The sequence below is a fragment of the Pseudomonas sp. TE21394 genome (genome assembly GCF_054057835.1).
The window spans coordinates 762,214-784,992 of the sequence record NZ_JBSRZR010000001.1 but is presented as its reverse complement, the minus strand read 5'-3'; the positions used below and the strand labels follow the sequence as shown (position 1 = coordinate 784,992).

General features: G+C 61.1%; 20 protein-coding genes. 7 read left to right on the top strand and 13 right to left on the bottom strand.

The window, feature by feature from the left end; translation table 11 throughout:
- The first annotated feature begins 33 nt into the window (after positions 1-33).
- The 4 genes from ACVWZT_RS03580 to ACVWZT_RS03565 all read left to right on the top strand — a co-directional run bounded on the left by ACVWZT_RS03580 (position 34) and on the right by ACVWZT_RS03565 (position 3,793).
- On the top strand, positions 34-1,338 hold the full coding sequence (locus ACVWZT_RS03580) for a homoserine dehydrogenase (RefSeq protein ID WP_457468203.1): 1,305 nt from the start codon (positions 34-36) through the stop codon (positions 1,336-1,338).
- Positions 1,339-1,392: 54 nt separating this feature from the next.
- The gene (gene thrC / locus ACVWZT_RS03575; RefSeq protein WP_457468202.1) at positions 1,393-2,802 is read left to right on the top strand and encodes a threonine synthase; all 1,410 of its coding nucleotides are present in this window, start codon (positions 1,393-1,395) and stop codon (positions 2,800-2,802) included.
- 210 nt (positions 2,803-3,012) lie between these two features.
- A complete protein-coding gene (locus ACVWZT_RS03570) occupies positions 3,013-3,432 on the top strand; it encodes a response regulator (protein WP_296230928.1) in 420 nt (139 codons plus the stop codon).
- Positions 3,433-3,511: 79 nt separating this feature from the next.
- Positions 3,512-3,793 (top strand): DUF3509 domain-containing protein, encoded by a 282-nt coding sequence (locus tag ACVWZT_RS03565; protein ID WP_289134160.1) that lies wholly within the window; start codon positions 3,512-3,514, stop codon positions 3,791-3,793.
- Positions 3,794-3,801: 8 nt separating this feature from the next.
- Here the strand turns inward: ACVWZT_RS03565 and ACVWZT_RS03560 are convergent, their stop codons facing one another.
- From ACVWZT_RS03560 to ACVWZT_RS03525, 8 genes are all read right to left on the bottom strand, one after another.
- Positions 3,802-4,317 (bottom strand): DUF6708 domain-containing protein, encoded by a 516-nt coding sequence (locus ACVWZT_RS03560; protein ID WP_457468200.1) that lies wholly within the window; start codon positions 4,315-4,317, stop codon positions 3,802-3,804.
- A gap of 738 nt (positions 4,318-5,055) precedes the next feature.
- Positions 5,056-6,171, bottom strand: coding sequence for a DUF6708 domain-containing protein (locus ACVWZT_RS03555; protein ID WP_457468198.1), 1,116 nt, complete (start codon positions 6,169-6,171; stop codon positions 5,056-5,058).
- Positions 6,172-8,853, bottom strand: coding sequence for a T6SS effector BTH_I2691 family protein (locus ACVWZT_RS03550; RefSeq protein WP_457468196.1), 2,682 nt, complete (start codon positions 8,851-8,853; stop codon positions 6,172-6,174).
- 10 nt (positions 8,854-8,863) lie between these two features.
- Entirely contained in the window at positions 8,864-9,742 is an 879-nt protein-coding gene (locus tag ACVWZT_RS03545) for a DUF4123 domain-containing protein (protein WP_457468194.1), read from the bottom strand.
- A complete protein-coding gene (locus ACVWZT_RS03540; RefSeq protein ID WP_457468192.1) occupies positions 9,742-11,922 on the bottom strand; it encodes a type VI secretion system Vgr family protein in 2,181 nt (726 codons plus the stop codon). Before ACVWZT_RS03540 ends, ACVWZT_RS03545 begins: the two co-directional genes overlap by 1 nt.
- Positions 11,923-11,937: 15 nt before the next feature.
- A complete protein-coding gene (gene icmH / locus ACVWZT_RS03535; RefSeq protein WP_457468190.1) occupies positions 11,938-12,789 on the bottom strand; it encodes a type IVB secretion system protein IcmH/DotU in 852 nt (283 codons plus the stop codon).
- A 271-nt stretch (positions 12,790-13,060) separates the two neighbouring features.
- Entirely contained in the window at positions 13,061-13,936 is an 876-nt protein-coding gene (locus ACVWZT_RS03530; RefSeq protein WP_457468188.1) for a TIGR02285 family protein, read from the bottom strand.
- A gap of 20 nt (positions 13,937-13,956) precedes the next feature.
- A complete protein-coding gene (locus ACVWZT_RS03525; RefSeq protein ID WP_457468186.1) occupies positions 13,957-15,156 on the bottom strand; it encodes a CaiB/BaiF CoA transferase family protein in 1,200 nt (399 codons plus the stop codon).
- Between the two features lie 132 nt (positions 15,157-15,288).
- On the opposite strand from ACVWZT_RS03525, the gene ACVWZT_RS03520 reads away from it, so the two are divergent.
- The 3 genes from ACVWZT_RS03520 (at position 15,289) to ACVWZT_RS03510 (ending at position 18,803) form a co-directional block, all read left to right on the top strand.
- Positions 15,289-15,831 (top strand): YaeQ family protein, encoded by a 543-nt coding sequence (locus tag ACVWZT_RS03520; protein ID WP_289134166.1) that lies wholly within the window; start codon positions 15,289-15,291, stop codon positions 15,829-15,831.
- An 8-nt stretch (positions 15,832-15,839) separates the two neighbouring features.
- The gene (gene recJ, locus ACVWZT_RS03515) at positions 15,840-17,549 is read left to right on the top strand and encodes a single-stranded-DNA-specific exonuclease RecJ (RefSeq protein WP_457468184.1); all 1,710 of its coding nucleotides are present in this window, start codon (positions 15,840-15,842) and stop codon (positions 17,547-17,549) included.
- Between the two features lie 147 nt (positions 17,550-17,696).
- Positions 17,697-18,803, top strand: coding sequence for an NADH:flavin oxidoreductase/NADH oxidase (locus ACVWZT_RS03510; RefSeq protein ID WP_296230920.1), 1,107 nt, complete (start codon positions 17,697-17,699; stop codon positions 18,801-18,803).
- Between the two features lie 115 nt (positions 18,804-18,918).
- Here the strand turns inward: ACVWZT_RS03510 and ACVWZT_RS03505 are convergent, their stop codons facing one another.
- From ACVWZT_RS03505 to ACVWZT_RS03485, 5 genes are all read right to left on the bottom strand, one after another.
- Positions 18,919-19,251, bottom strand: coding sequence for a type II toxin-antitoxin system HicB family antitoxin (locus ACVWZT_RS03505; protein ID WP_296230919.1), 333 nt, complete (start codon positions 19,249-19,251; stop codon positions 18,919-18,921).
- A complete protein-coding gene (locus ACVWZT_RS03500; protein ID WP_457468181.1) occupies positions 19,248-19,502 on the bottom strand; it encodes a type II toxin-antitoxin system HicA family toxin in 255 nt (84 codons plus the stop codon). Before ACVWZT_RS03500 ends, ACVWZT_RS03505 begins: the two co-directional genes overlap by 4 nt.
- A gap of 127 nt (positions 19,503-19,629) precedes the next feature.
- Entirely contained in the window at positions 19,630-21,054 is a 1,425-nt protein-coding gene (locus ACVWZT_RS03495; protein WP_457468179.1) for a gamma-aminobutyraldehyde dehydrogenase, read from the bottom strand.
- 17 nt (positions 21,055-21,071) lie between these two features.
- Positions 21,072-21,878, bottom strand: coding sequence for an ABC transporter permease (locus ACVWZT_RS03490; protein ID WP_296230914.1), 807 nt, complete (start codon positions 21,876-21,878; stop codon positions 21,072-21,074).
- Positions 21,868-22,779, bottom strand: coding sequence for an ABC transporter permease (locus ACVWZT_RS03485; protein WP_457468177.1), 912 nt, complete (start codon positions 22,777-22,779; stop codon positions 21,868-21,870). Before ACVWZT_RS03485 ends, ACVWZT_RS03490 begins: the two co-directional genes overlap by 11 nt.

Sequence of the window (22,779 nt, the reverse complement as noted above, 5' to 3'; positions counted from 1 at the left end):
CAAAGGTGTCGGCCGTTCAATGGGGAGTTCACAGTGAAACCGGTCAAAGTAGGCATCTGTGGGTTGGGGACCGTCGGTGGCGGAACCTTCAATGTACTTCAGCGCAACGCCGAGGAGATTGCCCGCCGTGCCGGGCGCGGTATTGAAGTGGCACAGATCGCCATGCGCTCGCAGAACCCGAACTGCCAGATTACCGGTACCCCCATTACCGCTGATGTGTTCGATGTTGCCAGCAACCCGGAGATCGACATTGTCATCGAGCTGATCGGTGGCTACACCGTGGCGCGCGACCTGGTGCTCAAGGCCATCGACAACGGCAAGCACGTGGTCACCGCCAACAAGGCGCTGATCGCCGTGCACGGCAACGAAATCTTCGCCAAGGCGCGCGAGAAGGGCGTCATCGTTGCCTTTGAAGCAGCCGTGGCCGGCGGTATCCCGGTGATCAAGGCCATCCGCGAAGGGCTGTCGGCCAACCGTATCAACTGGCTGGCCGGCATCATCAACGGTACCGGCAACTTCATCCTTACCGAAATGCGTGAGAAGGGCCGTGCCTTCCCCGACGTGCTCGCCGAAGCCCAGGCGCTCGGCTACGCCGAGGCCGACCCGACCTTCGACGTCGAAGGCATCGATGCCGCTCACAAACTGACCATTCTCGCCTCGATCGCGTTCGGCATCCCGCTGCAGTTCGACAAGGCCTACACCGAAGGCATCACCCAGCTGACCACTGCTGACGTGAATTACGCCGAGGCCCTGGGCTACCGCATCAAGCACCTGGGCGTGGCCCGCCGTACCGCCGACGGCATCGAGCTGCGGGTCCACCCGACGCTGATCCCGGCCGATCGCCTGATCGCCAACGTCAACGGTGTGATGAACGCCGTCATGGTCAATGGTGATGCTGCCGGCTCCACCCTGTACTACGGCGCCGGTGCCGGCATGGAGCCTACCGCTTCTTCGGTGGTCGCTGACCTGGTCGACGTGGTGCGGGCGATGACTTCCGACCCGGAAAACCGCGTACCGCACCTGGCCTTCCAGCCGGACTCGTTGTCGGCCCACCCGATCTTGCCGATCGAAGCCTGCAAAAGCGCCTACTACTTGCGCATCCAGGCCAAGGATCACCCGGGCGTACTGGCCCAGGTGGCCAGCATCCTCTCGGCGCGTGGCATCAACATCGAGTCGATCATGCAGAAGGAAGCCGAGGAACAGGACGGCCTGGTACCGATGATCCTGCTGACCCATGGTGTGGTCGAGCAGCACATCAACGATGCCATCGTCGCCCTGGAAGCCCTGCAGGACGTGGTCGGCAAGGTCGTGCGCATTCGCGTCGAACAGCTCAATTAATTTTGCCGTCGGGCCGCCTGCGCGGTCCGGCCCCAGTATCGAAGGTTTGCACCCATGCGCTATATCAGCACCCGCGGCCAGGCACCGGCCCTGAATTTCGAAGACGTCCTGCTGGCCGGTCTGGCCAGTGACGGCGGCCTGTACGTGCCAGAGAACCTGCCACGCTTCACCCAAGAAGAAATCGCCTCGTGGGCCGGCCTGCCGTATCACGAGCTGGCCTTCCGGGTCATGCGCCCGTTCGTCGAAGGCAGCATCGCCGATGCCGACTTCAAGAAGATCCTCGAAGAAACCTATGGTGAGTTCGCCCATGCTGCCGTGGCGCCACTGCGTCAGCTGAACAGCAACGAGTGGGTGCTCGAGCTGTTCCACGGCCCGACCCTGGCATTCAAGGATTTCGCCCTGCAACTGCTGGGTCGCCTGCTCGACCACGTACTGGCCAAGCGCAACGAGCGCGTGGTGATCATTGGTGCTACCAGCGGCGACACTGGCTCCGCCGCCATCGAAGGTTGCCGCCGTTGCGACAACGTCGACATCTTCATCCTGCACCCGCACCAGCGCGTTTCGGAAGTGCAGCGTCGGCAGATGACCACCATCTTCGGCGACAACATCCACAACATCGCCATCGAAGGCAACTTCGATGACTGCCAGGAAATGGTCAAGGCCAGCTTCGCCGACCAGTCGTTCCTCAAGGGCACTCGCCTGGTTGCGGTGAACTCGATCAACTGGGCGCGGATCATGGCCCAGATCGTCTACTACTTCCATGCCGCCCTGCAGCTGGGTGGCCCGGCCCGTTCGGTCGCGTTCTCGGTACCTACCGGCAACTTCGGCGACATTTTCGCCGGCTACCTGGCGCGCAACATGGGGCTGCCGGTCAGCCAGCTGATCGTCGCCACCAACCGCAACGACATCCTGCACCGCTTCATGAGCGGCAATCAGTACGTCAAGGAGACCCTGCACGCGACCCTGTCGCCGTCGATGGACATCATGGTGTCGTCCAACTTCGAGCGCCTGCTGTTCGACCTGCACGGCCGCAATGGCGGCGCGATTGCCGAGCTGATGGCGAACTTCAAGCAGGGCGGTGGTTTCAGCGTCGAACAGGACCGCTGGAGCGAAGCCCGCAAACTGTTCGACTCGCTGGCGGTGACTGACGAGCAGACCTGTGAAACCATCGCCGAGGTATTCGCTGCCACCGGTGAGGTGCTCGACCCGCACACCGCGATTGGCGTCAAGGCCGCGCGCGAATGCCGGCGCAGCCTTGACACGCCGATGGTGGTACTGGGGACCGCGCATCCGGTGAAGTTTCCGGAAGCGGTGGAAAAGGCCGGTGTTGGCAAGGCGCTGGAACTGCCGGCGCACCTCAGTGACCTGTTCAGCCGTGAAGAGCGCTGCACGGTGCTGTCCAATGACCTGAAGGCCGTGCAGAGCTTTGTCAGCCAGCACGGGAACCGCGGCAAGCCGCTGTAATCGCATTACTTGGGGCTGCGCAGCAGCCCAGCACGACCCAAGGCCGCTCTGCAGAAACCTCGCGTTTCCTTGTGGGAGCGGCCTTGTGCCGCGATGGGCCGCGAAGCGCTCCAACATCTCGGCTTTTTCTCACGCCCCACTCAGAAACATCCTATTCAGGTCAACCTGTACAGCGCCTAGATTAGCCGGTCCTCCCACCAGGAGCGGCTCATGCACCAGCCCTACGTGGTGATCCACCAGGCTCGCCCATCTCACCAGATTCTCCTGCACCAGGCCCTCAACGCCCAGGGTGTGTTCGACGTGCGAGTCAGCGCAACCAGCACTGAACTCGATGCTTGCCTGGCGCTGGAGCGTCGCCCCGACCTGCTGATCCTCGACCACGCCATGCCAACCCAGGCCGGCCTTGCCTTGCTCGAACAGCAGCAGCGTGCACGCGCTCTGTTGTTTGTCGGCCATGCTAGCGACAAGCAGCAAAACCTTGCCCAGGAAGCGAGAAACCGCGGTCTGTGGGTACTCGCGGAATTACCCTGGCCGCTGTCGATGCCACACCTGCAGCGTGCCTTGCAGGCACTGCAGGTACGCCCCTGGCGACATATTCAAACTGTCACCTGCACCCCGCATGCTCACTGATGCAGGCGCGATGTGACGAACTTTCCGCTGCGTCTGTTGGTCAGTTCCTATATATCCCACCATGCAGCGAGTGATCCGGATGGAAAGAATCTGCAGACTGCTCAACGAAGCCCTGACCCCCTACCAGGCCGACCTTGGCGCCGCCGATGCCCAGGGTAATCGCCAGTTGACCGTGCGCGACCCGTTGGCCGACGTGATCTTGCGGCGTACGGTCAGCGAGCGCCAGTTGCAGGAGCATCGCCTGTTGATAGACCTGGTAGATGGCTTGCACCGTGACTTGCAGATCGCCGAGGGGCGTTTGCAGCCTTGTGTCATCGCCGCATTGCAGCAGCGCCAGCAACCCCCAGGAACCTTTGCCTGACTGGCTGATCAGACTTTGCAGGGCAGCCAGCCAATGCTTTGCTCCGGCGTTGGCAGGGTTGCCGCAGGAAGTCCCCAAGGACTTTCGTTTGGCCCCGGACGTGCTCCCCAGCGTCCGGGGTTTCTTTTGTGTGGACCGCCCGTTCCTATACGATCGGTGTGCTTTTTTTCGCGGGTTGTCACAGGCGGGACGGGTTTGCCGGGCCTGCCGGCCTCGCGGATGACCTTTGGCCAACGTAGTCGCCAGCACAGCAGCAGGCTGAGCCAGTGGCCGGTACCGATGATGACGAAGGCGGGCCAGACCATGAGCAGCACGACTTTGAACAGCCAACTGCTCTTGTGGAAAAAACGACCGAGGCCCTCGAACTGTGCACTGAATGCCTGAATGGGCGAAGGTAAGGGAGTGCTCAGGCGCGGGCGGGGGACGGCTCCCGGACCTTCTTCCATATACCGGCGGATAAAATCCCACTCGTCACGCAATTCGCTGCCGCCTTGGCCTTGCTTGCCGAGCAGGGCTATTTCCATGTGCGGGAGGCCGGTGCGGCTGGGGTGCCAGACCAAGTCAAGTCTCATGCCGAGGCTGATAGAGTCATCTTCGGGGTAACGAGCCGTGCTCCCGGTGGTTTTCCATGGAAATGCTACGATACCGCCGCCAATAGCTAGGTCGTTGGAGGTGGACTTGCTGGGTTTTTCGGTTGAAGCTAATTAACAGGTGCCGGCTGGTTAGCATTTCCAGTCGAGTATAGGCTACGCCATATTTTGTGTATATATAGTACCAGTGGTTGATGTCATAATCACTGTGAGAAATATCATGAAAAGAGAGGGTGTCTCGTGATCTGTTATGGCTGTCCAAAGGGAATTTAACGCGGATATCGTCAAGACGCTTATTGTGGGTATGATCCCGCCAATTGTTGCAAGCGTAAGAAGGCCGCGCTTTTCCTCTGATCCACCGCATCGCATCTCCATGAAGTATCGTTGAATGCGAATACTGGTCCGCGCGCATGGGGCTTTTCGCTGACAGGCTGAAAGTGAATGTCTTCTAGATTACTTTCATAAAAATCTCCATCAGCGAACTTTTCTTTGGGCGACATCTAAGCTTCATGGGCTTTTCGCTTGGCTTCCGACTCGGTCGCCATTTGCCATAAACCCCATTCAATAAAATACATTTATAAGGCCTCGCTAGAGAAAATAATTCTCGCCGCTCTTCTTAGGGAGCAAGTTTCCTTCAGTTTGGGTAAACGCCTGATGCAAGGGGGATGTGCTTCAATTGATCTTCTTGGGTCTTTTAGGTGTACGGGGTTTGCGCGGCTTCTTTTCAGGCCGCTTGCCGGGTTTAAGCTGCCAACGATCTGCATTGGCGAGCAGGCGCTCCTGGATCGCTGGCGGGTAATCGGCCAGGGTTGTCACAGGCGGGACGGGTTTACCGGGCCTGCCAGCCTCGCGAATCACCTTTGGCCAACGTGGTCGCCAGCACAGCAACAGGCTGAGCCAGTGGCCGGTACCAACGATGACGAAGGCGGGCCAGACCATGAGCAGCACGACTTTGAACAGCCAGCTGCTCTTGCGGAAGAAGCGGCCTAGGCCCTCGAACTGGGCGCTGAATGCCTGGATGGGCGAAGGTAACTGCGTGCTCAGGCGGGGGCGGGGGACGGCGTCCGGACCTTCTTCCATGTAGCGGCGGATGAACTCCCACTCGTCACGTAATTCGCTGCCGCCTTGGCCTTGCTTGCCGAGCAGCGCCATTTCCATATGCGGGAGGCCGGTACGGCTGGGGTGCCAGACCAGGCCAAGTCTCATCCCCGCGCTGAGTGAATCATCTTCTGGATATATCGCAGTGCTTCCGGTGGTTTTCCATGGAAGCGTCACGATGCCGCCGCAGTTAGTGGGGCGGTGAAGGTACACCTGCTGGGTCTTTCGATTGAAACGAATTAACAAGTGGCGACTGCTAAGCATTTCTAGGCGTGTAAATCGGAGGCCATACTTTAGGTAGAGGTAGATGATGCCACTTCCGACTATGAATGATAGGGTATTTAGGATAATCAGGAGTATACTGAATTCTGGGAATATGGATAAGTTAAGCTTTAAAATGCTATAGGTTAACTCTGACCATGCATTGATGGTAGGTGCTACGGCGCCTAGGGTCATTATAGTTATTAAGCCTCGTTTCTCCTCTGAACCGCCGCAGCGCATTTCGAAATAGGTATCATTGAAAGCAAATACTGGCCCGCGAGTGCGCGGACTCCCGCTCACGGGGTTGAAGTGTATTTCCTGGTCAAGATCGCCGTGATAAAAATGCTTTTTATTTTTCTTATCAGTTTTCTTGCTTTCGGCTTCTGATTCCGTGGCCATTTGCCAAAATCCCCACTCAAGCAAGAACATTCACAATACCTCACCAAAAGCTGAATGAAGCTCTACCAATTCCTCTTGTGTGTCGTAGACTTTCGTGTTTTTCTTGACGCGGAAGGTGCTTCGTTTGCACCATTTTTCTAAGGCGTCATCTTCAAAAATAAAAATAATTATCGTCAATACTAGCCCCAACCAAAAAGCTCCCAAGACCAATCGTGAAAGTAAAATTCTGGCGGATTGTGTGCCAAGCTTCTCCGCGAGAGTGCTCGCCGAGCGACTTAATAACTGAACTAGCTTGGATTGGCTGCTGTGCGATAAGTGGTCGAACAATGGCTTTGCAATCGCTACGGCGGTACCAAATTCGGCTAGAGAAAGAACGATGGTTGCTGTTGCTCGGGCATAATATGTGACAGCCAAGCCTACAGGTTTATATGTTGAGTTTCTATTGTCAGAAGATTGGGAGTCATTTAGATAGCGGGAGCCGTCTGTATAATCCCACCACGCGAGAATCAACCCCCCCATCCCCGCCAAATTCGCTCCCCACAGCTTTAACTTTCCCACAGCCGCTGATGCCCCGTGCCCCGTTACGCTATTCACGCCATAACGAGTCACCACTTGATCTACATAACTGGCTCCAATCTCAAACCCAGCCGCAGCCGTGGTCATGGCAGCCGCCATCAGTTCGGTCTTAACCCGTGCATCGCTATCGGGCAGCTCCCGCGCCTTGAAGGCCATCAACATCCCTTCGATCAGGCAAACCACGCCAGCAGCGCGAACCTTATAGAAGTCGCTTTTTTTGCTGTCAGCCTGCATCAACCCTTCAGCCCAAGCCTGATCCAGATATCTCGATACTTGGCCAGCGCTTCGCTGTGGGCTTAAGACCTCTCCGTTGCGGGCGGCTTCGCCCAGCCGGATATCAACCGCTGCTTCGTGTACAGAAGCAAACAGGGTCAGGCGCAAACCTTGGTGCAGGGCGCGATCCACGCTGTTCGGCGCAGCAGTACGCAGCACTTGGCGCCCGAGTGCAACGTACCAGGCATACAAGCCGATGCTGGGGGTGCTGTTTCCCTTTTGCAGTTCTTCGTACAGTGCATTGATGCGATTGAAGGCATTGGCAGCAGCGTGCGCCCGTTTGGCAAGGCCTTCTGCCAGCGTGAAGCTGGTTTCCGACGACGCAGGTGCGGCCTTCGCCGCCTCCAAAAGCGCTGCAAGCTCTTCTCGAAGGTCTTCCTGATTGTATGTAGTGCCGCGTATCGCCAGGTTGGCCCGGTCCGCCACGTCACTGCGCCACCAGTGGTCCAGGACGGTCGAGCCCCATTCACTGAGTTCCATGCCAATCACACACTGGCCGGTCTGTTCGGCAAAGGCCAGGCCATTGATCAGGTCGGCATTGTCGTAACGGTCCAAAGCCTCTAGCAGTCGCTCGCTGATTATCCAGCGAGCATGATCCTTGGCCCGATCTTCCGCAGCCTGCTGGGCCCGTTGCATGGCCTGTTCGAAGCTTTCGAGCTGATTGTGCATCGCCTGGCGGTCGACCAGGTGCCCGTATTTCTCGTCGAATTTCTTGCTGAACTCGCCGGCATCCTGGCGGGCTTGAACCTTGGCACGAACGTCGCGCTCGAACTGCGCGAGATACGGTTTCATCTGCTCGTCATGCGCGTCAGCCTGCTGCCTGGCCCGTTTGGAAAAAGCGTAGATTTCCGGATGCGTGAACGGCTGGTTGCGAATGGTTTCGGCCATGACCTCGCGTTGGACGATTCGGTCTGCCACCATCTGCGGGTAGAGTTTTTCGATCTCTAGGAACGACTGCGCGACCAGCAACCTGCGTTCGTTGTCCACGCCGGGCTCAACGGTGCGTTGCAGCCATTTCGCCTTTACATCCTCGACCGCCGCGTTGCGCCAGGCGTTGAGCTCCTGGGTGATACCGATGGCGTCTTCGATGACGATGGCGGCGCCGCGGGGCTTGGTTTGATCAACGAGTGGCGCCAAGGCTTGACGTGACGCGTGTGGCGAGACGATCTGGTTGCTATTGAACGGTTGCTGGTCGAGCAGCGCTTGCAGCTCTGGATCGTCCTGGGCCTTGAAATCAGCGACCCAGCCAAGCTGGTCATGCTTGAGTACGTGAGGTTGCGCTGGCGCATCGGAGGGCTGGATGAAGCGAGCGATATCGATGGCAGGCAGGCTGCTGCGGTACTCGTCTTCAAGCAGGCGATAGTTGTCGAGCATGCGCGACGTGAGCGGGGAAGGACTGAACAACGGTCGCAATTCCTGGATGTCATCCAGGTCATACAGGGTGATGGTCCAGCCAAAACCCCGCACGATTTCCTCCAAGTTGCCTGCGCTGGGCGCCGGCTCCCACGGGGTGTCGGCGCTGATGTACAGCAGCGAGCCGTTGGGTGCCACGCGGTACTGGCTGTGCCATTCGTAGGCAGCTGCGCTGTGACGCTTGATCAGCAGGTAGAGAAAACCTTCGCGCAACGGGCGGATGGCATAACTGGAATGGGTAAGTTCGCCGACATCCCGGAACGGGCTGAGATAGCCTGGCAACTGGGGCAAGCGAGCACGTTGCGCCGGGTTGCCACCGACGGCGGCGTAGCGCAGCGGCAGGAGCTCGAAGCGGCGGGTGCAGTCGGCGACGGGGCTGTTGCGCAGAGCAGGGCGATAGCCGCTGGTAACGCGCCTGCACAGTTCCAGGGTTTCGGTGAGCGAGTCCATGTTGTGTGTCTCAATCCTTGTTGTGCAGGCGTTGCTGCAGGTTTTCCAGAAGAGGGGTCAACTGCTCCCGCGTAGCAGTGATAGCGTCCTGCCAAGCCGCTGATTGACTGAGTTGTTCACCTTCACGAGCCATCATGAGTACAAAAATGAGGAGATCTTCCTCACGTGCCAGGCCCTGTTCACGTGCCTGGTTCAGGTAAAACTGGATCAAGCCAAGCCGCGTTCCGTGGCAATTGGCAGACAAGGCTGGGTACGCTTGTTCATCCTTGAGCAACTCGGCCAGTTGATAGCTCAAAGGGTCGCCCGCCAGCGCCGCCCAGCAGTCTTCAGTCAAAGTGATAGGCGTGGCTTGTATGCTTTGCGGTTGGTCACCACCGGTGATTTGCAGCCACAACCGCTTGTCTGGGTGTGCTACGGGCACCCACCAGTGGCAGACAGGGGCCAGCCACTCGCTGACGCCTGGTAAGTCGCGGTGGTTGTCGAACATTTGCAGAGCTGCTGCCGTGTGGTAGCGCAGCAGGTAGGAATGCCCGTCTGCGCCAGTAACTATATTGGCCTGGCTCAAGTGCTGGGCGAGTCGGACTGGGGGCAGCGCGCTGACGATCCAGCCACACACCGCACCCGGTGCGCCCTGCTCGAGCTGCCATTGGAAATCGTACTGGGCCGCCACATCGGAGCCGGGCCTTGAACCGAATAGCCAAGGGCCGGCTGTTCGCAGGTTGCTGAACTGGGCTTGTTGCAACAGGGGCCAACAGCGGCCTGAGTAATGCTGGGTCAGTGTTTGCCGTATTTCAGGTGACAGTTTGGCCATCTCTACCACGGCGCTCAGACGATAGCGGTCGGATGTGCGCAGTGCTTCTACCATTGCTCTGACGAATGGACTGGGCATCAGCTTGCTCCTTCCATGCGCATCAGGTTCTGGTCGTCCGCGATCGCTTTGAGCAAGCAGCTGAGGCAAATGGGGTCGCCGGGCTCGGGTATGCCAGAAGTTGAAGTCGTGCGCTGGCTGCCTTCTGCCAATTGACTGACGGGCCCTTTGAATGCCAGTGCCAGGCCATCCAGCGTGATACCTGCCCCATCGATGCGCAGCAGACCAGCCGGGCTCCTGATCGTCAGGCTCTCGCTGACCTCGATGTCATAGACCTTGGTGGTGTGCCGGATTGCCTCGCCGGTTTGCAGAGTGCTGTGACCGGCCACGACCTGCTCGCGGTGACCGCCGATTTCCACGGTGTGGTTGGCTTTGGTGATGTCCTGGCGATGGTTGCCGACCTGTTCGATGCGGTCCTGGCCAGTGATGATGGTATGGGTCCGGCCGATGGTCAGGCTGTCGTCGCTGCCTATTTCCTGTACCCGGTTCTGGCCAATACTGACGGCCTCGTCTCGCGCAACCTCTTCCCGACGGTCCTGCCCGATCGAAATCGTCTCGTCCCTTGCGACACGTTCGAGGCGATCGTTACCGATTTGTGTGGTTTCGTCATGTTTGACGACGTTGTTCTGGTCCCTTTCTGCGTGGATGAAGACTTCCTGCCGGCCCAGCTCGTCCTCGAAACGCAGCTCGTTGAAGCCGTTGCCCTTGTGGGTCTGGCTCTTGATGGTCATGCGTGTCTTGTGCTGCGGCAAGTCATAGGGCGGCAATTGGTCGCCGCAGTAGGTACGCCCGATGATCAGTGGCTGGTCGGGGTCGGCGTTGACGTACTGGATGATCACGTCCTGGCCGATGCGCGGGATGGCCATCGAGCCCCAACTGCCGCCCGCCCAGCCCTGCGACACGCGCACCCAGCAGGAGCTGAATTCGTTGTCCCGGCTCTCGCGGTCCCAAGGGAAGCTGACCTTGACCCGCCCCCATTCGTCGCAATAGATCTCTTCACCCGGCGGGCCGACCACGGTGGCCATGTGCGGGCCGTCGATACGTGGTTTGGCCAACGGCGCCGGGCGCCATTCGCCTCTTCCCGGCACCAGCACCGCTGCCTGCTGGTAGCGCGTGCCTTGCTCACTGCCAGCAGCCTCTTCCTGCAGGCTGGTGAACTGGATGCCCTCGTGGTGCACGCGGATAGTGCGCCAATGCACATTGAGGTCCTCGCGAGGATGTTCGACCAGGGTGAAGCTCAACCCCGGTTGCAGGCGCACATCGTCACCCTCCACCTCGGCGAGGCGGGCGTCATGGCGCAGGGCCGTGAGGCGGGTGGCGGTGAAGGGGACACCGACCGCATCGCGCTTGTAGCGGCCTGGATAGTCGAAACGCTCATAGTCCAGCGACTGATGGGTGATGCTGCTGTCGCTCGCGCGATGTTCCTGGCGGTACTGCGGGTTGGTGAAGGTGTAGTCCCGTTGCACCTGCTTTGCGGTACGCACCTGCTCGCTGTAACGCAGGCTCCACAGGCAGGGTCGGGCCTGATCACCACCGCTGTTGGCGCGGTACAGCACCCGGTCGGGACCGACGTCGTCCTCTTCATGGAAGCCTTCGTCATCGTCTTCGCATGTGATGGCACCACGACTGAGCTGACCCAGCGCCAGCAGCCGATCGCTGATGACCAGCTGGTGATATTTCGGCGTGTGTTCGAAGCGGTAGACGAAACCCTCCTCGGCGGCCAGGCGGGCCATGAAGTCGAGGTCGGTTTCACCGGCCTGTACGCAGAACTCTCGCACCTGATGTGCGCTGGTACTGTTGATTTCGAAGCGGCTGATGCCCTGGCGCTGGAGCATCAGTTCGAGAATCTGCGGCACGCTCTTCTGCTGGAAGATGCGCCAGTTCGAACGCAGCCCGGCCCGCGCCAGCACGGGTTCGACCAGCGCGCGGTAACGGGTGCGGAAATGGCCTGTCTCACCCTGGCTGAAGCGGCTGACCAAGCCGTGCACATAGCGTAGCGGGCGTTTGCCGCGCCACAGGGTGAACAGTGCCGGTTTGTCGAGCACCGCGCCGAAGTCGACGTCGCTGTCGAAACTGATCAGCTCCAGGCTCAGCTGGAACGGTGAGCTGAGCGCTTCGTCGAGTTCGAACGAAACCACTTCGAACTCAAGCCGGCTCGCCAGCGGCTGAAAGGTAAAGCGCAACTCGGATTGGCTAGACATGCAGGTTACCCCTGGCTACGGCTGCAGGATGATGCTGTCGAGCGATTCCAGGACCTCGCCGGTGATCAGGCTCAGGCGGTAGCTGTAGTAGCAGTAGGCGCACACCATGGCGACGGCAGACACCACCAGCGGGCTCCACCAGGGCCAGGTCCGGCGTCGCCGGCGATAGGGACGATCGACAACGTTGGTGTAGGGGTCGCAAATGCTTGCGGGGGTGGGACCACGCAGTTCGCGAAGAACCTTGTGCATGCGTGAAATCAGCGCATTGATGATTTCATCGCCCTTGGGATCGAGCGCGTACTTGCCCTTCAGGCCCAGGCAGAAACAGAAGTACAGGAACTCCAGCACATCCTGGAACTCCGCAGGCGACTGCATCATTCGCTCCAGCAGCACGAAGACCTTTTCGCCACCGTGGGTTTCATGGTGGAACACACTCAATAACGGTTCCTGGCTCCAGCACGAATTGCAGCCCCAGGGGCGGCTCATTACCGCCTCGTCCAGGTACAGGCACAGCGCGTAGGAGTACGCTTCGAGATGCGCAGCGGGATAGCCGTGCTGCTGGATTTCCTCGCGGATGGCGCTGATCTGCGTTTGCAGGGTCTTGTGCACGTATTCGATGTTTGGCAGGTCATCCAGGGTGCGCAGGCGAATGACCAGGCCGAACAACGGGTTTGCCGCGTCGAGCATCAGGTTGTCGAAGCCGCCGCGTAGCTGGAACTCATGGTCGGCCGGGTAACCGGGTAGATCTGCTGGGTGTTGAGGGCCGGCGCCAGTGCGAGGTAGCTGGCCCTCTTTCAGATCCTCAAGCAGTATCGTCTTTTTCTTCGTGGGCACTGGTTGTTCAGTACCCTTGGACTCGTTGGACATCCTTAATCCTCGTCTCTTACCGGGGCGACTTCACGCAACGGCTGCGGACTTTCCAAGCAGTCGGACGCAAGCAATCTGTGGAACGCGAAGATTAACGAGGAATCAATTCACATGGGAGATTGAAACTTCCTAACGCTTTGTAGGAATTCTCTTTTTGGCTATGTTTTTATTATTTAATGCCAATTAAAATAATATGAATCCCGTGTGGTTTTAGATTAATCGAAGTTGGCAGAAAGTTGCCAAAGAAGGATGCGGAAGACTTGCTCGGCGCTCACTGGTGTGGAAAAAAACCTTTGCTGTCTTCCAGGTAGCCGCCTCGCAACGCCGGGTCCAGCCAGCGCGCATATTGCGCCGGCAACACCTCCTGGCGCAGGGGCGGCAGCAATTGGTCGATATGTGCGATGGCTGCACGGCCCAACTCGGAGTCCGAGCACCCCACATGCAGAAACTGAAAGCGCTTGACTCCCTGCACAGGATAGAACCGATAGTCATCCAGTGACCGGCCTTGCCGCTGGACCAGGTAGCGCACTTCATGCCAGTACCCAAGCACCAGGCGCAAGCGCCCCAGTTGCTGCATCTGCAGCAGGTTGGCGGTGGCGTCGTTGCCATAGTGGCGGTTGAGCACGGTGTCGGGAAGCTGGCGCAGGATCGCGTCGATCTGCGTGCCGTAGCTGCGTTCGGCAACCACCCCCAGCTGCAGCATGGTCTTGCTCAGCAGGGCATGCAGATCTACCTGCTGGTCGTCCAGGTAGGGCTCAACCAGCGCCTGGCTGTCCTTGCGCAGCACCAGGCCACCGCTGAGCACGCCCAGTGACGGCATGGAAAAGCGCACGTATTTGGCGCGCTCCGGTGTCCATAACAAGGTCGGGTCACAGGTGAAGCTGTTGCGGTCTTGCAGCATCTGGATACCGCGGGCGCGGTTGACCCGCACGATGCTGTGGTCGTACTCGGGCATCTGGGCGATCAGCCGCGGCAACAGTTGGTCGATCACCCCCTGGCCCTTTTCCGGCCCTTCGAGGATGGTGAACGGCGGCAGGTCGCGCACCAGCCAGAACAGGCGCTCCTTGGCGCTGGCAGGTTGCAGCAGCAATGCCGGCAACAGCCCGCACAGCAGGACCAGGCGATGTAGGTAACGGGCAGCGCACATGAGCCGGGCCAGCGTCGGGGTCAGACCGTGCCGGCTGCGCGCAGGTTGGCGATGGCAGTCGCGTCGTAGCCCAGCTTGTCGAGCAACACCTCGGTGTGCTCGCCCAGCGCCGGGCCAACCCACTCGGCCGAGCCGGGGGTATCCGACAATTTGGGCACGATGCCGGGCATGCGGAACGGCTTGCCGTCCGGCAGCCGGGCCTGCAGGAACATCTCACGTGCCAGGTACTGTGGATCGTTGAACATGTCTTCGGCGGAATAGATGCGGCTGGCCGGTACTTCGGCGGCGGTCAGCACCTGCATCAACTGGTCCAGCGGCAGGCTGTTGGCCCAGCGGTCGATCACCCCGTACAGCTCGTCGCGACGCAGGTCGCGGCCATCATTGGTAGCCAGGCTCGGGTCGTCGGCCAGGTCGGTGCGGCCAATAGCCTGCATGAAGCGCTTGAAGATGGCATCGCCGTTGGCGCCGATCTGCACATGCTTGCCGTCGGCACTGGTATGAATGGAGGAAGGCGTGATACCCGGCATGATGTTGCCGGTGCGCTCGCGGATGAAGCCGAACACGTCGAATTCCGGGACCATGCTTTCCATCATGGCGAAGATGGCCTCGTACAGTGCCACATCCACCACCTGGCCTTCACCGCCGTTGATCTCTCGGTGGCGCAGGGCCATCAGCGCGCCGATCACGCCCCACAAGGCGGCAATCGAGTCACCGATGGAGATGCCCGTGCGCACCGGCGGGCGGTCGTCGAAACCGGTGATATAGCGCAGGCCGCCCATCGACTCGCCCACGGCGCCGAAGCCTGGCTGGTCCTTCAGTGGCCCGGTCTGGCCAAAGCCCGACAGGCGTACCATAACCAGGCGCGGGTTGAGGGCATGCAGCACGTCCCAGCCCAGGCCGAGTTTTTCCAGCACGCCCGGACGGAAGTTCTCGATCAGGATGTCAGCCTCGGCCAGCAACCGCTTGAGAATCTCGCGGCCTTCGGGGTGCTTGAGGTTGAGGGTAAGCGACTGTTTGTTGCGGGCCTGCACGAACCACCACAGCGAGGTGCCCTCGTACAGCTTGCGCCATTTGCGTAGCGGGTCGCCGCCATCGGGCGATTCGACCTTGACCACCTCGGCGCCGAATTCGGCACAGATGCGCGAGGCGAACGGCCCGGCGATCAGGGTGCCGAGTTCGATGACTCTAAGGCCGGCGAGGGGTTTGCTGGGCGTAGGCATGGGGCATCCGTGGCAACTGGGCAGAGCCGTGGTTTTATCATAGCTCGCAAGCGGCAGATACTGCCGCGGCGCAACCAAGGGCAGGATCGGTTAGACTGTGTCACTTTTCTTTGCGCAAGAAGCCCGTCGACCATGGCCCAGCCGTCCACCACCTACAAATTCGAACTGAACCTGACCGACCTCGACCGCGGTGTATACGAAAACGTCCGCCAGACCATCGCCCGCCACCCCTCGGAAACCGAAGAGCGCATGGCCGTGCGCCTGCTGGCCTATGCGCTTTGGTACAACGAGAACCTGGCGTTCGGCCGCGGCCTGTCCGATGTCGACGAGGCAGCCCTGTGGGAAAAGAGCCTGGACGATCGCATCCTGCACTGGATCGAGGTGGGCCAGCCGGACGCCGAGCGCCTGACCTGGTGTTCGCGCCGTACCGAACGTACCAGCCTGCTGGCCTACGGCAGCCTGCGCGTCTGGCAGAACAAGGTGCTGGACGCGGTCAAAGGCCTGAAGAACCTGAGCATCGCCGCCGTTCCGCAAGAAGTGCTGGAAACGCTTGCCACCGACATGCCCCGCAGCATCAAGTGGGATGTGATGATCAGCGAGGGCACGCTGTTCGTCACCGATGACCGGGGCCAGCATGAAGTGCAACTGGAATGGCTGCTGGGTGAGCGTGGCTGAGACACCCCATGCGTATCGAACCTCGCCCGCTGCCACCGACCCTGCCATTCCTTGGTAATCTGCCCCCCTTGCTGACCCGCCTGTATGCTGCCCGCGGCGTGCAGAGCGAAGCCGAACTGGACAAAAGCCTGGCACGCCTGCTGCCGTTCCAGCAGCTCAAAGGGATAGAGGCCGGTGTCGACCTGCTGGTCGAGGCCATCGACCAGCGTCAGCGCATCCTGATCGTCGGCGACTTCGATGCCGACGGTGCCACCGCCAGTACGGTCGGCGTGCTGGGCCTGCGCCTGCTGGGCGCGGCACATGTCGATTACCTGGTGCCTAACCGCTTCGAGTATGGCTACGGCCTGACCCCGGAAATCGTCGCGGTGGCGCTGCAACGCCAGCCGCAACTGCTGATTACCGTGGACAACGGCATTTCCAGTGTCGACGGGGTGGCGGCGGCCAAGGCGGCGGGGCTCAAGGTGCTTGTGACCGACCATCATCTGCCCGGTGAACAGTTGCCCGCTGCCGACGCCATCATCAATCCCAACCAGCCGGGCTGCACCTTTCCGAGCAAGGCGCTGGCCGGGGTTGGCGTGATCTTCTATGTGCTGATGGCCCTGCGTGCACGCCTGCGCAGCCTTGGGCGCTACGAGACGCAGCCACAGCCGAACATCGGCGAACTGCTCGACCTGGTCGCCCTGGGCAGCGTCGCCGACGTGGTGCCACTGGACGCCAACAATCGCATCCTGGTCCACCAGGGCCTCGAGCGTATCCGCGCCGGCCGCGCCCGCCCGGGGCTCAAGGCCATTCTCGAAGTGGCCCGTCGCGACCACCGGCGCATCACCTCGACCGACCTCGGCTTTATCCTCGGCCCGCGCCTGAATGCTGCCGGGCGCCTGGATGACATGAGCCTGGGTATCGAATGCCTGCTGTGCGAGGATGCGGCCCTGGCGCTGGACATGGCCCAGCAGCTGGACGACCTGAACCAGGACCGCAAATCCATCGAGCAGGGCATGCAGCGTGAGGCCCTGGCCCAGCTCAAGGACCTGCCGATCGAGTCGATGCCTTACGGCCTGTGCCTGTTCGATGCGGACTGGCACCAGGGTGTGATCGGTATTCTGGCCTCGCGCCTGAAGGAGCGTTACCACCGGCCGACCATCGCATTCGCCGATGCCGGCGAGGGCATGCTCAAGGGGTCGGCGCGTTCGGTGCCAGGCTTCCATATTCGCGATGCGCTGGATGCCGTGGCCGCGCGTCACCCGCAACTGATCAGCAAGTTCGGCGGCCATGCCATGGCCGCCGGGTTGTCGCTGCCCGAGGCGAATTTCCCGGCATTTGCCCAGGCGTTCGACGAAGAAGTGCGGCGCCACCTGGCTGAGGACGACCTGACCGGCCGCCTGTTCTCGGATGGCAGCCTGGCAGTGGAGGAATTCCACCTCGACCTGGCCAAGGCCCTGCGCCATGCCGGCCCTTGGGGCCAGCATTTTCCCGAGCCGCTGTTCCATGGCGTGTTCCAGCTGGTGGAGCAGCGCGTGGTCGGCGAGCGGCACCTGAAGGTGGTGCTCAAGAGCGAGTGCGGCTCGGTGCGGCTGGACGGCATTGCCTTCGGTATCGACCGCGAAGTGTGGCCGAACCCGACGGTGCGTTGGGTTGAACTGGCATACAAGCTGGACGTGAACGAGTTTCGTGGCAATGAAAGCGTGCAGTTGATGATTGCCCACATGGAGCCGCGCTGACGGTAACGACGCCATCGCCCCCGAATTTCGAGGGAACCTTCCCCCCAAGCATTCTGGTCTAGTCTGAATATTGACCGGACCCGGGCCAGGGACGTGCAATTGAGTGTCCGGGCCGGATCACCATTGGAGTCCTTGGGAGGTGCCCTCATGAGCCTGCTGCTCGAGCCTTACACCCTGCGTCAGCTGACCCTGCCCAACCGCATCGCGGTTTCGCCGATGTGCCAGTATTCCGCTGTCGATGGCCTGGCCAACGATTGGCACCTTGTTCATCTAGGCAGCCGCGCCGTGGGTGGCGCGGGCCTGGTCATCACCGAAGCGGTGGCGGTGACCGCCGATGGCCGCATCACCGCCGAAGACCTCGGCCTGTGGGATGATGCGCAGATCGCCCCGTTGCAGCGCATCACCCGCTTCATCACGGCCCAGGGCGTGGTGCCCGGCATCCAGCTGGCCCACGCCGGGCGCAAGGCCAGTACCTATCGGCCATGGCTGGGCAAGCAAGGCAGCGTCAAGCCGGAAGAGGGCGGCTGGCAGCCGGTGGGGCCCTCGAGGATTGCCTTCGACCCGCAGCACACCACGCCTCGTGAGTTGAACCAGGACGAAATCCGGGGTGTGATCGACGCGTTCGTCGCCGCGACCGAGCGCGCCCTGAAAGCCGGATTCAAGGTCGTTGAAATCCACGCCGCGCATGGCTACCTGCTGCATCAGTTCCTGTCACCACTGAGCAACCAGCGGCGTGACGAGTACGGCAGCTGCTTCGAAAACCGTATCCGCCTGACCTTGCAGGTGGTGGAAGCGGTGCGCAAGGTGTGGCCGGCCGAACTGCCGGTGTTCGTGCGGGTATCGGCGACCGATTGGGTCGAGGATGGCTGGAACCCGGATGAAACCGTCGAGCTGGCGCGCCGCCTGCGTGGCCTGGGTGTCGACCTGATCGACGTGTCCTCCGGCGGCACCTCGGTCAATGCCGAGATCCCCACCGGCCCTGGCTACCAGACCCGTTTCGCCGAGCGTGTGCGCAAGGAATCGGAAATCGCCACCGGTACCGTGGGCATGATCACCGAACCCGCGCAGGCCGAGCACATTCTGCGCACTGGCCAGGCCGACATCATCTTCCTTGCCCGCGAACTGCTGCGCGATCCGTACTGGCCGCTGCACGCCGATGATGACCTGGGCGGCAACAAGGCCACCTGGCCAGCGCAATACCAGCGCGCGACCAGCCGGGCCAACCCGATTCACGAGTCGGACCTGCGGGATTGACCCAAGCCTGACGCGGCCCCGGCAGTTCATGTGGCGAAGCTGGAAGCCTGAGGCCGCCGCACGGCCCTTTCGCGAGACAAGGCCGCTCCTGCAGCGACCGCGTTGGCGTGTTGATTCAGCTATAGGCAGCCTTGCTGAGGATATCGCTTACCCACTGATTGATACTCTTCTCGGCCAACTCGGCCTTGGCCGCCACGCTGGCGTGGAGGTTAGGCTCCAGGCGCAGGCTGAGTTTGCCAGAGTAAGTTTTCTGCGGTTCACGGCCTAGGCGTTCGCACGTTTCAAGATAATCGTTTACGGCGTCTTCGAATGCCTGGCGCAACTCACTGATCGATTCGCCATGGAAACCGATCACATCGCGAATACCTGCGACATGGCCGATCAGCAATTGATCTTCGTCGCTGTATTCGATACGAGCGGCGTAGCCGCGGTAGGTCATGACATTCATGGTATTACTCCTGCCTGCTCAAGGAACTGGCGGGCGTCTCGTGGTTGATAGGGTTTGGCGTGCCTGTCCGGATGAGGGCGATGGAAGGTTGCCACTGCTCCATTGAGCTCAAAGCGAACCCGTGAACCTCTTCCTTCGATGACGCAGGCACCCGGCGATACCAACAGTGACTCCAGTCGCGCCCAATCCAGGCTCCTGGGAACCGGCCTTTTCAGTACTGCTTCAAGTGTGGCTTGCTGATGGTTATTCATGGTATCAGATTATGATACCAGTGGAGTGGGCTCAACGGATGAGCTGTAAAGGAGGGGGATTGTGATTGAAGGAAATGTCTGAGATGTTGACCGAGGGGAGATAACGCCCCTCGATCAACATAAGCGCTTAATGCTTGATCATCACATGCCGCACACAGGTGTAATCCTCCAGCCCATACATCGACATGTCCTTGCCATACCCCGAATGCTTCTGCCCGCCATGGGGCATTTCGCTGGCCAGCATGAAGTGGGTGTTCACCCAGGTGCAGCCATACTGCAGGCGCGCCGCCAGGCGGTGGGCGCGTCCGGTATCGCGGGTCCATACCGATGAGGCCAGGCCGTAGTCGGAGTCGTTGGCCCATTCCAGCGCCTGCGCTTCGTCGCTGAAGCGGGTGACCGAGACCACCGGGCCGAACACTTCGTTACGCACGATCTCGTCGTCCTGCAGGGCATCGGCCAACACCGTCGGCGCGAAGAAGAAACCGTCACCCTCGATCGCCTTGCCGCCGGTCACCAGGCGAATATGCGGCTGGGCAATGGCGCGCTGTACCAGGCCAGCGACCTTGTCGCGGTGCTGGGCGCTGATCAGTGGACCCAGTTCGGTGTCTTCGGCTTCCTGCAGCCCGGTCTTGAGGCTGGCTACCGCTTCACCCAGGCGTTCGACGAAGCGCTCATAAATGCCATCCTGCACGTACAACCGACAGGCAGCGGTGCAGTCCTGGCCGGCATTGTAGAAGCCGAAGGTGCGGATGCCGTCGATGGCCGCGTCGAGGTCGGCATCGTCGAACACCAGCACCGGCGCCTTGCCGCCCAGTTCCATGTGCATGCGTTTCACGCTGTCGGCGGTGGCGCTGATGATGCGCGCGCCGGTGGGAATCGAGCCGGTCAGCGATACCATGCGCACCTTGGGGTGGCTGACCAACGGGGTGCCAACGGTCTGGCCGCGGCCGAAGAGGATGTTCAACACCCCCGGCGGCAACAGGTCCAGGGCCAGTTCGCCCAGGCGCAGGGCGGTCAGCGGGGTCAGCTCGGAGGGCTTGATCACCACCGTGTTGCCGGCGGCCAGGGCCGGGGCGATCTTCCACGCCAGCATCATCAACGGGTAGTTCCATGGCGCGATCGAGGCGACCACGCCCAACGGATCGCGGCGGATCATCGAGGTGTGCCCCGGCAGGTATTCGCCCGCTGCCGAGCCGCCCAGGCAACGCGCTGCACCGGCGAAATAGCGAAACACATCGGCAATCGCCGGGATCTCGTCATTCAATGCTGCGCTCAGCGGCTTGCCGCAGTTCTGTGACTCCAGCCGGGCCAGTTCATCGGCATGGGCTTCGATCGCGTCGGCCAGTGCCAGCAACGCCTGTGAACGCTCCTTGGGGCTGGTTTGCGACCAGCTGTCGAAGGCTCGGTCGGCGGCGCGCACGGCGCTGTCCACCTGGGCTTCGGTGGCTTCGTTGATTTGCGCCAGGGCACTGCCCAGCGCCGGATTGAGCACGGTCCAGGCCGGGCCTTCACCCGCAACCAGTTGGCCATTGATCAACATCTGCGTTTGCATCGGGAACTCCTCCAGGGTCATTTGCCACTGCCCGCGACACTTTCGCCGCCACGGGTCAGGTAATAGGCGCCAAGGATTGGCAGCATGGTCACCAGCATCACCAGCATGGCGACCACATTGGTCACCGGTACGTCACGCGGGCGGCTGAGCTGGTTGAGCAACCAGATCGGCAGGGTGCGTTCGTGGCCGGCGGTGAAGGTGGTGACGATGATTTCGTCGAACGACAGGGCAAAGGCCAGCATGCCGCCGGCCAGCAGCGCCGAGCCGAGGTTGGGCAGGATGATGTAGCGGAAGGTCTGCCAGCCATCGGCGCCCAGGTCCATCGAGGCTTCGATCAGGCTCTGCGAAGTACGTCGCAGACGGGCAATGACGTTGTTGTAGACGATCACCACGCAAAAGGTGGCGTGGCCGACCACGATGGTGAGCACCCCGGGCTCCATGCCCAAACGCTTGAACGCCGAAAGCAGGGCGATACCGGTGATGATACCGGGCAGGGCGATGGGCAGGATCAGCAGCAGCGAGATGCTCTCCTTGCCGAAAAAACTGCGCCGGTACAGCGCCGCCGAGGCCAGCGTGCCCAGCACCAGGGCGATCAGCGTGGCCAGGCAGGCCACCTGCAGTGACAGTTTGATCGCCTCCAGCACATCGGGCCTGGCCAGGGCCACGGCGAACCACTTCAGGGTAAAGCCCTTGGGCGGAAAGCTGAACGCCGCGTCTTCAGTGTTGAAGGCGTACAGGACGATGACCAGGATCGGAAAGTGCAGGAACAGCAGGCCGCCCCAGGCCGCCAGGCGCAGCCCGAGCGAGGCTTTTTCAGAGTGCATCGAAGGCCCCCAGGCGCTTGACCAGAGACAGGTACACCGCGATCAGCACGATCGGCACCAGGGTGAAGACGGCGGCCATCGGCAGGTTGCCGATCGCCCCTTGTTGGGCATACACCATGCTGCCGATGAAGTAGCCGGGCGGGCCGACCAGTTGCGGCACGATGAAGTCGCCCAGGGTGAGCGAAAAGGTGAAGATCGAGCCGGCAGCAATGCCTGGGATCGACAGCGGTAGAATCACCTGCACGAAGGTTTGTCCAGGCCGGGCGCCGAGGTCTGCAGAGGCCTGCAGCAGAGAAGGTGGCAAGCGTTCCAGCGAGGCCTGGATGGGCAGGATCATGAATGGCAGCCAGATATAGACGAACACCATGAAGCGCCCCAGGTGTGATGTCGACAGGGTACTGCCGCCCACTCCCGGCACTGCCAGCACGGTTTGCAACAGGGCATCCAGGTGCAGCTGCTGGACGAACCATTGGGCCACGCCACCCTTGGCCAGCAGCAGGGTCCAGGCGTAGGTCTTGACGATATAGCTGGCCCACATCGGCAACATCACCGCGATGTAGAAAAATGCCTTGGTCTTGCCGCTGGTGTAGCGCGCCATGTAATAGGCGATGGGGAAGGCCAGCACCGCGCTGGCCAGCGACACCGCCACCGCCATGCCCAGGGTGCGCAGGATGATGTCGAAGTTCGACGGGTTGAACAGGGCGGCGAAATTGCCCAGGGTCAGGTCCGGGGTAACCGCCATGGTGAAGTCGTCGAAAGTGTAGAACCCTTGCCACAGCAGATTGAGCAGCGAGCCCAGGTAGATCGCACCAAACCAGGTCAGTGGCGGGACCAGCAGCATGGCCAGATACAGGTTGGGGCGTCGGTACAGCAGGTTGGACAGGTCGCGCAATGCACTCAT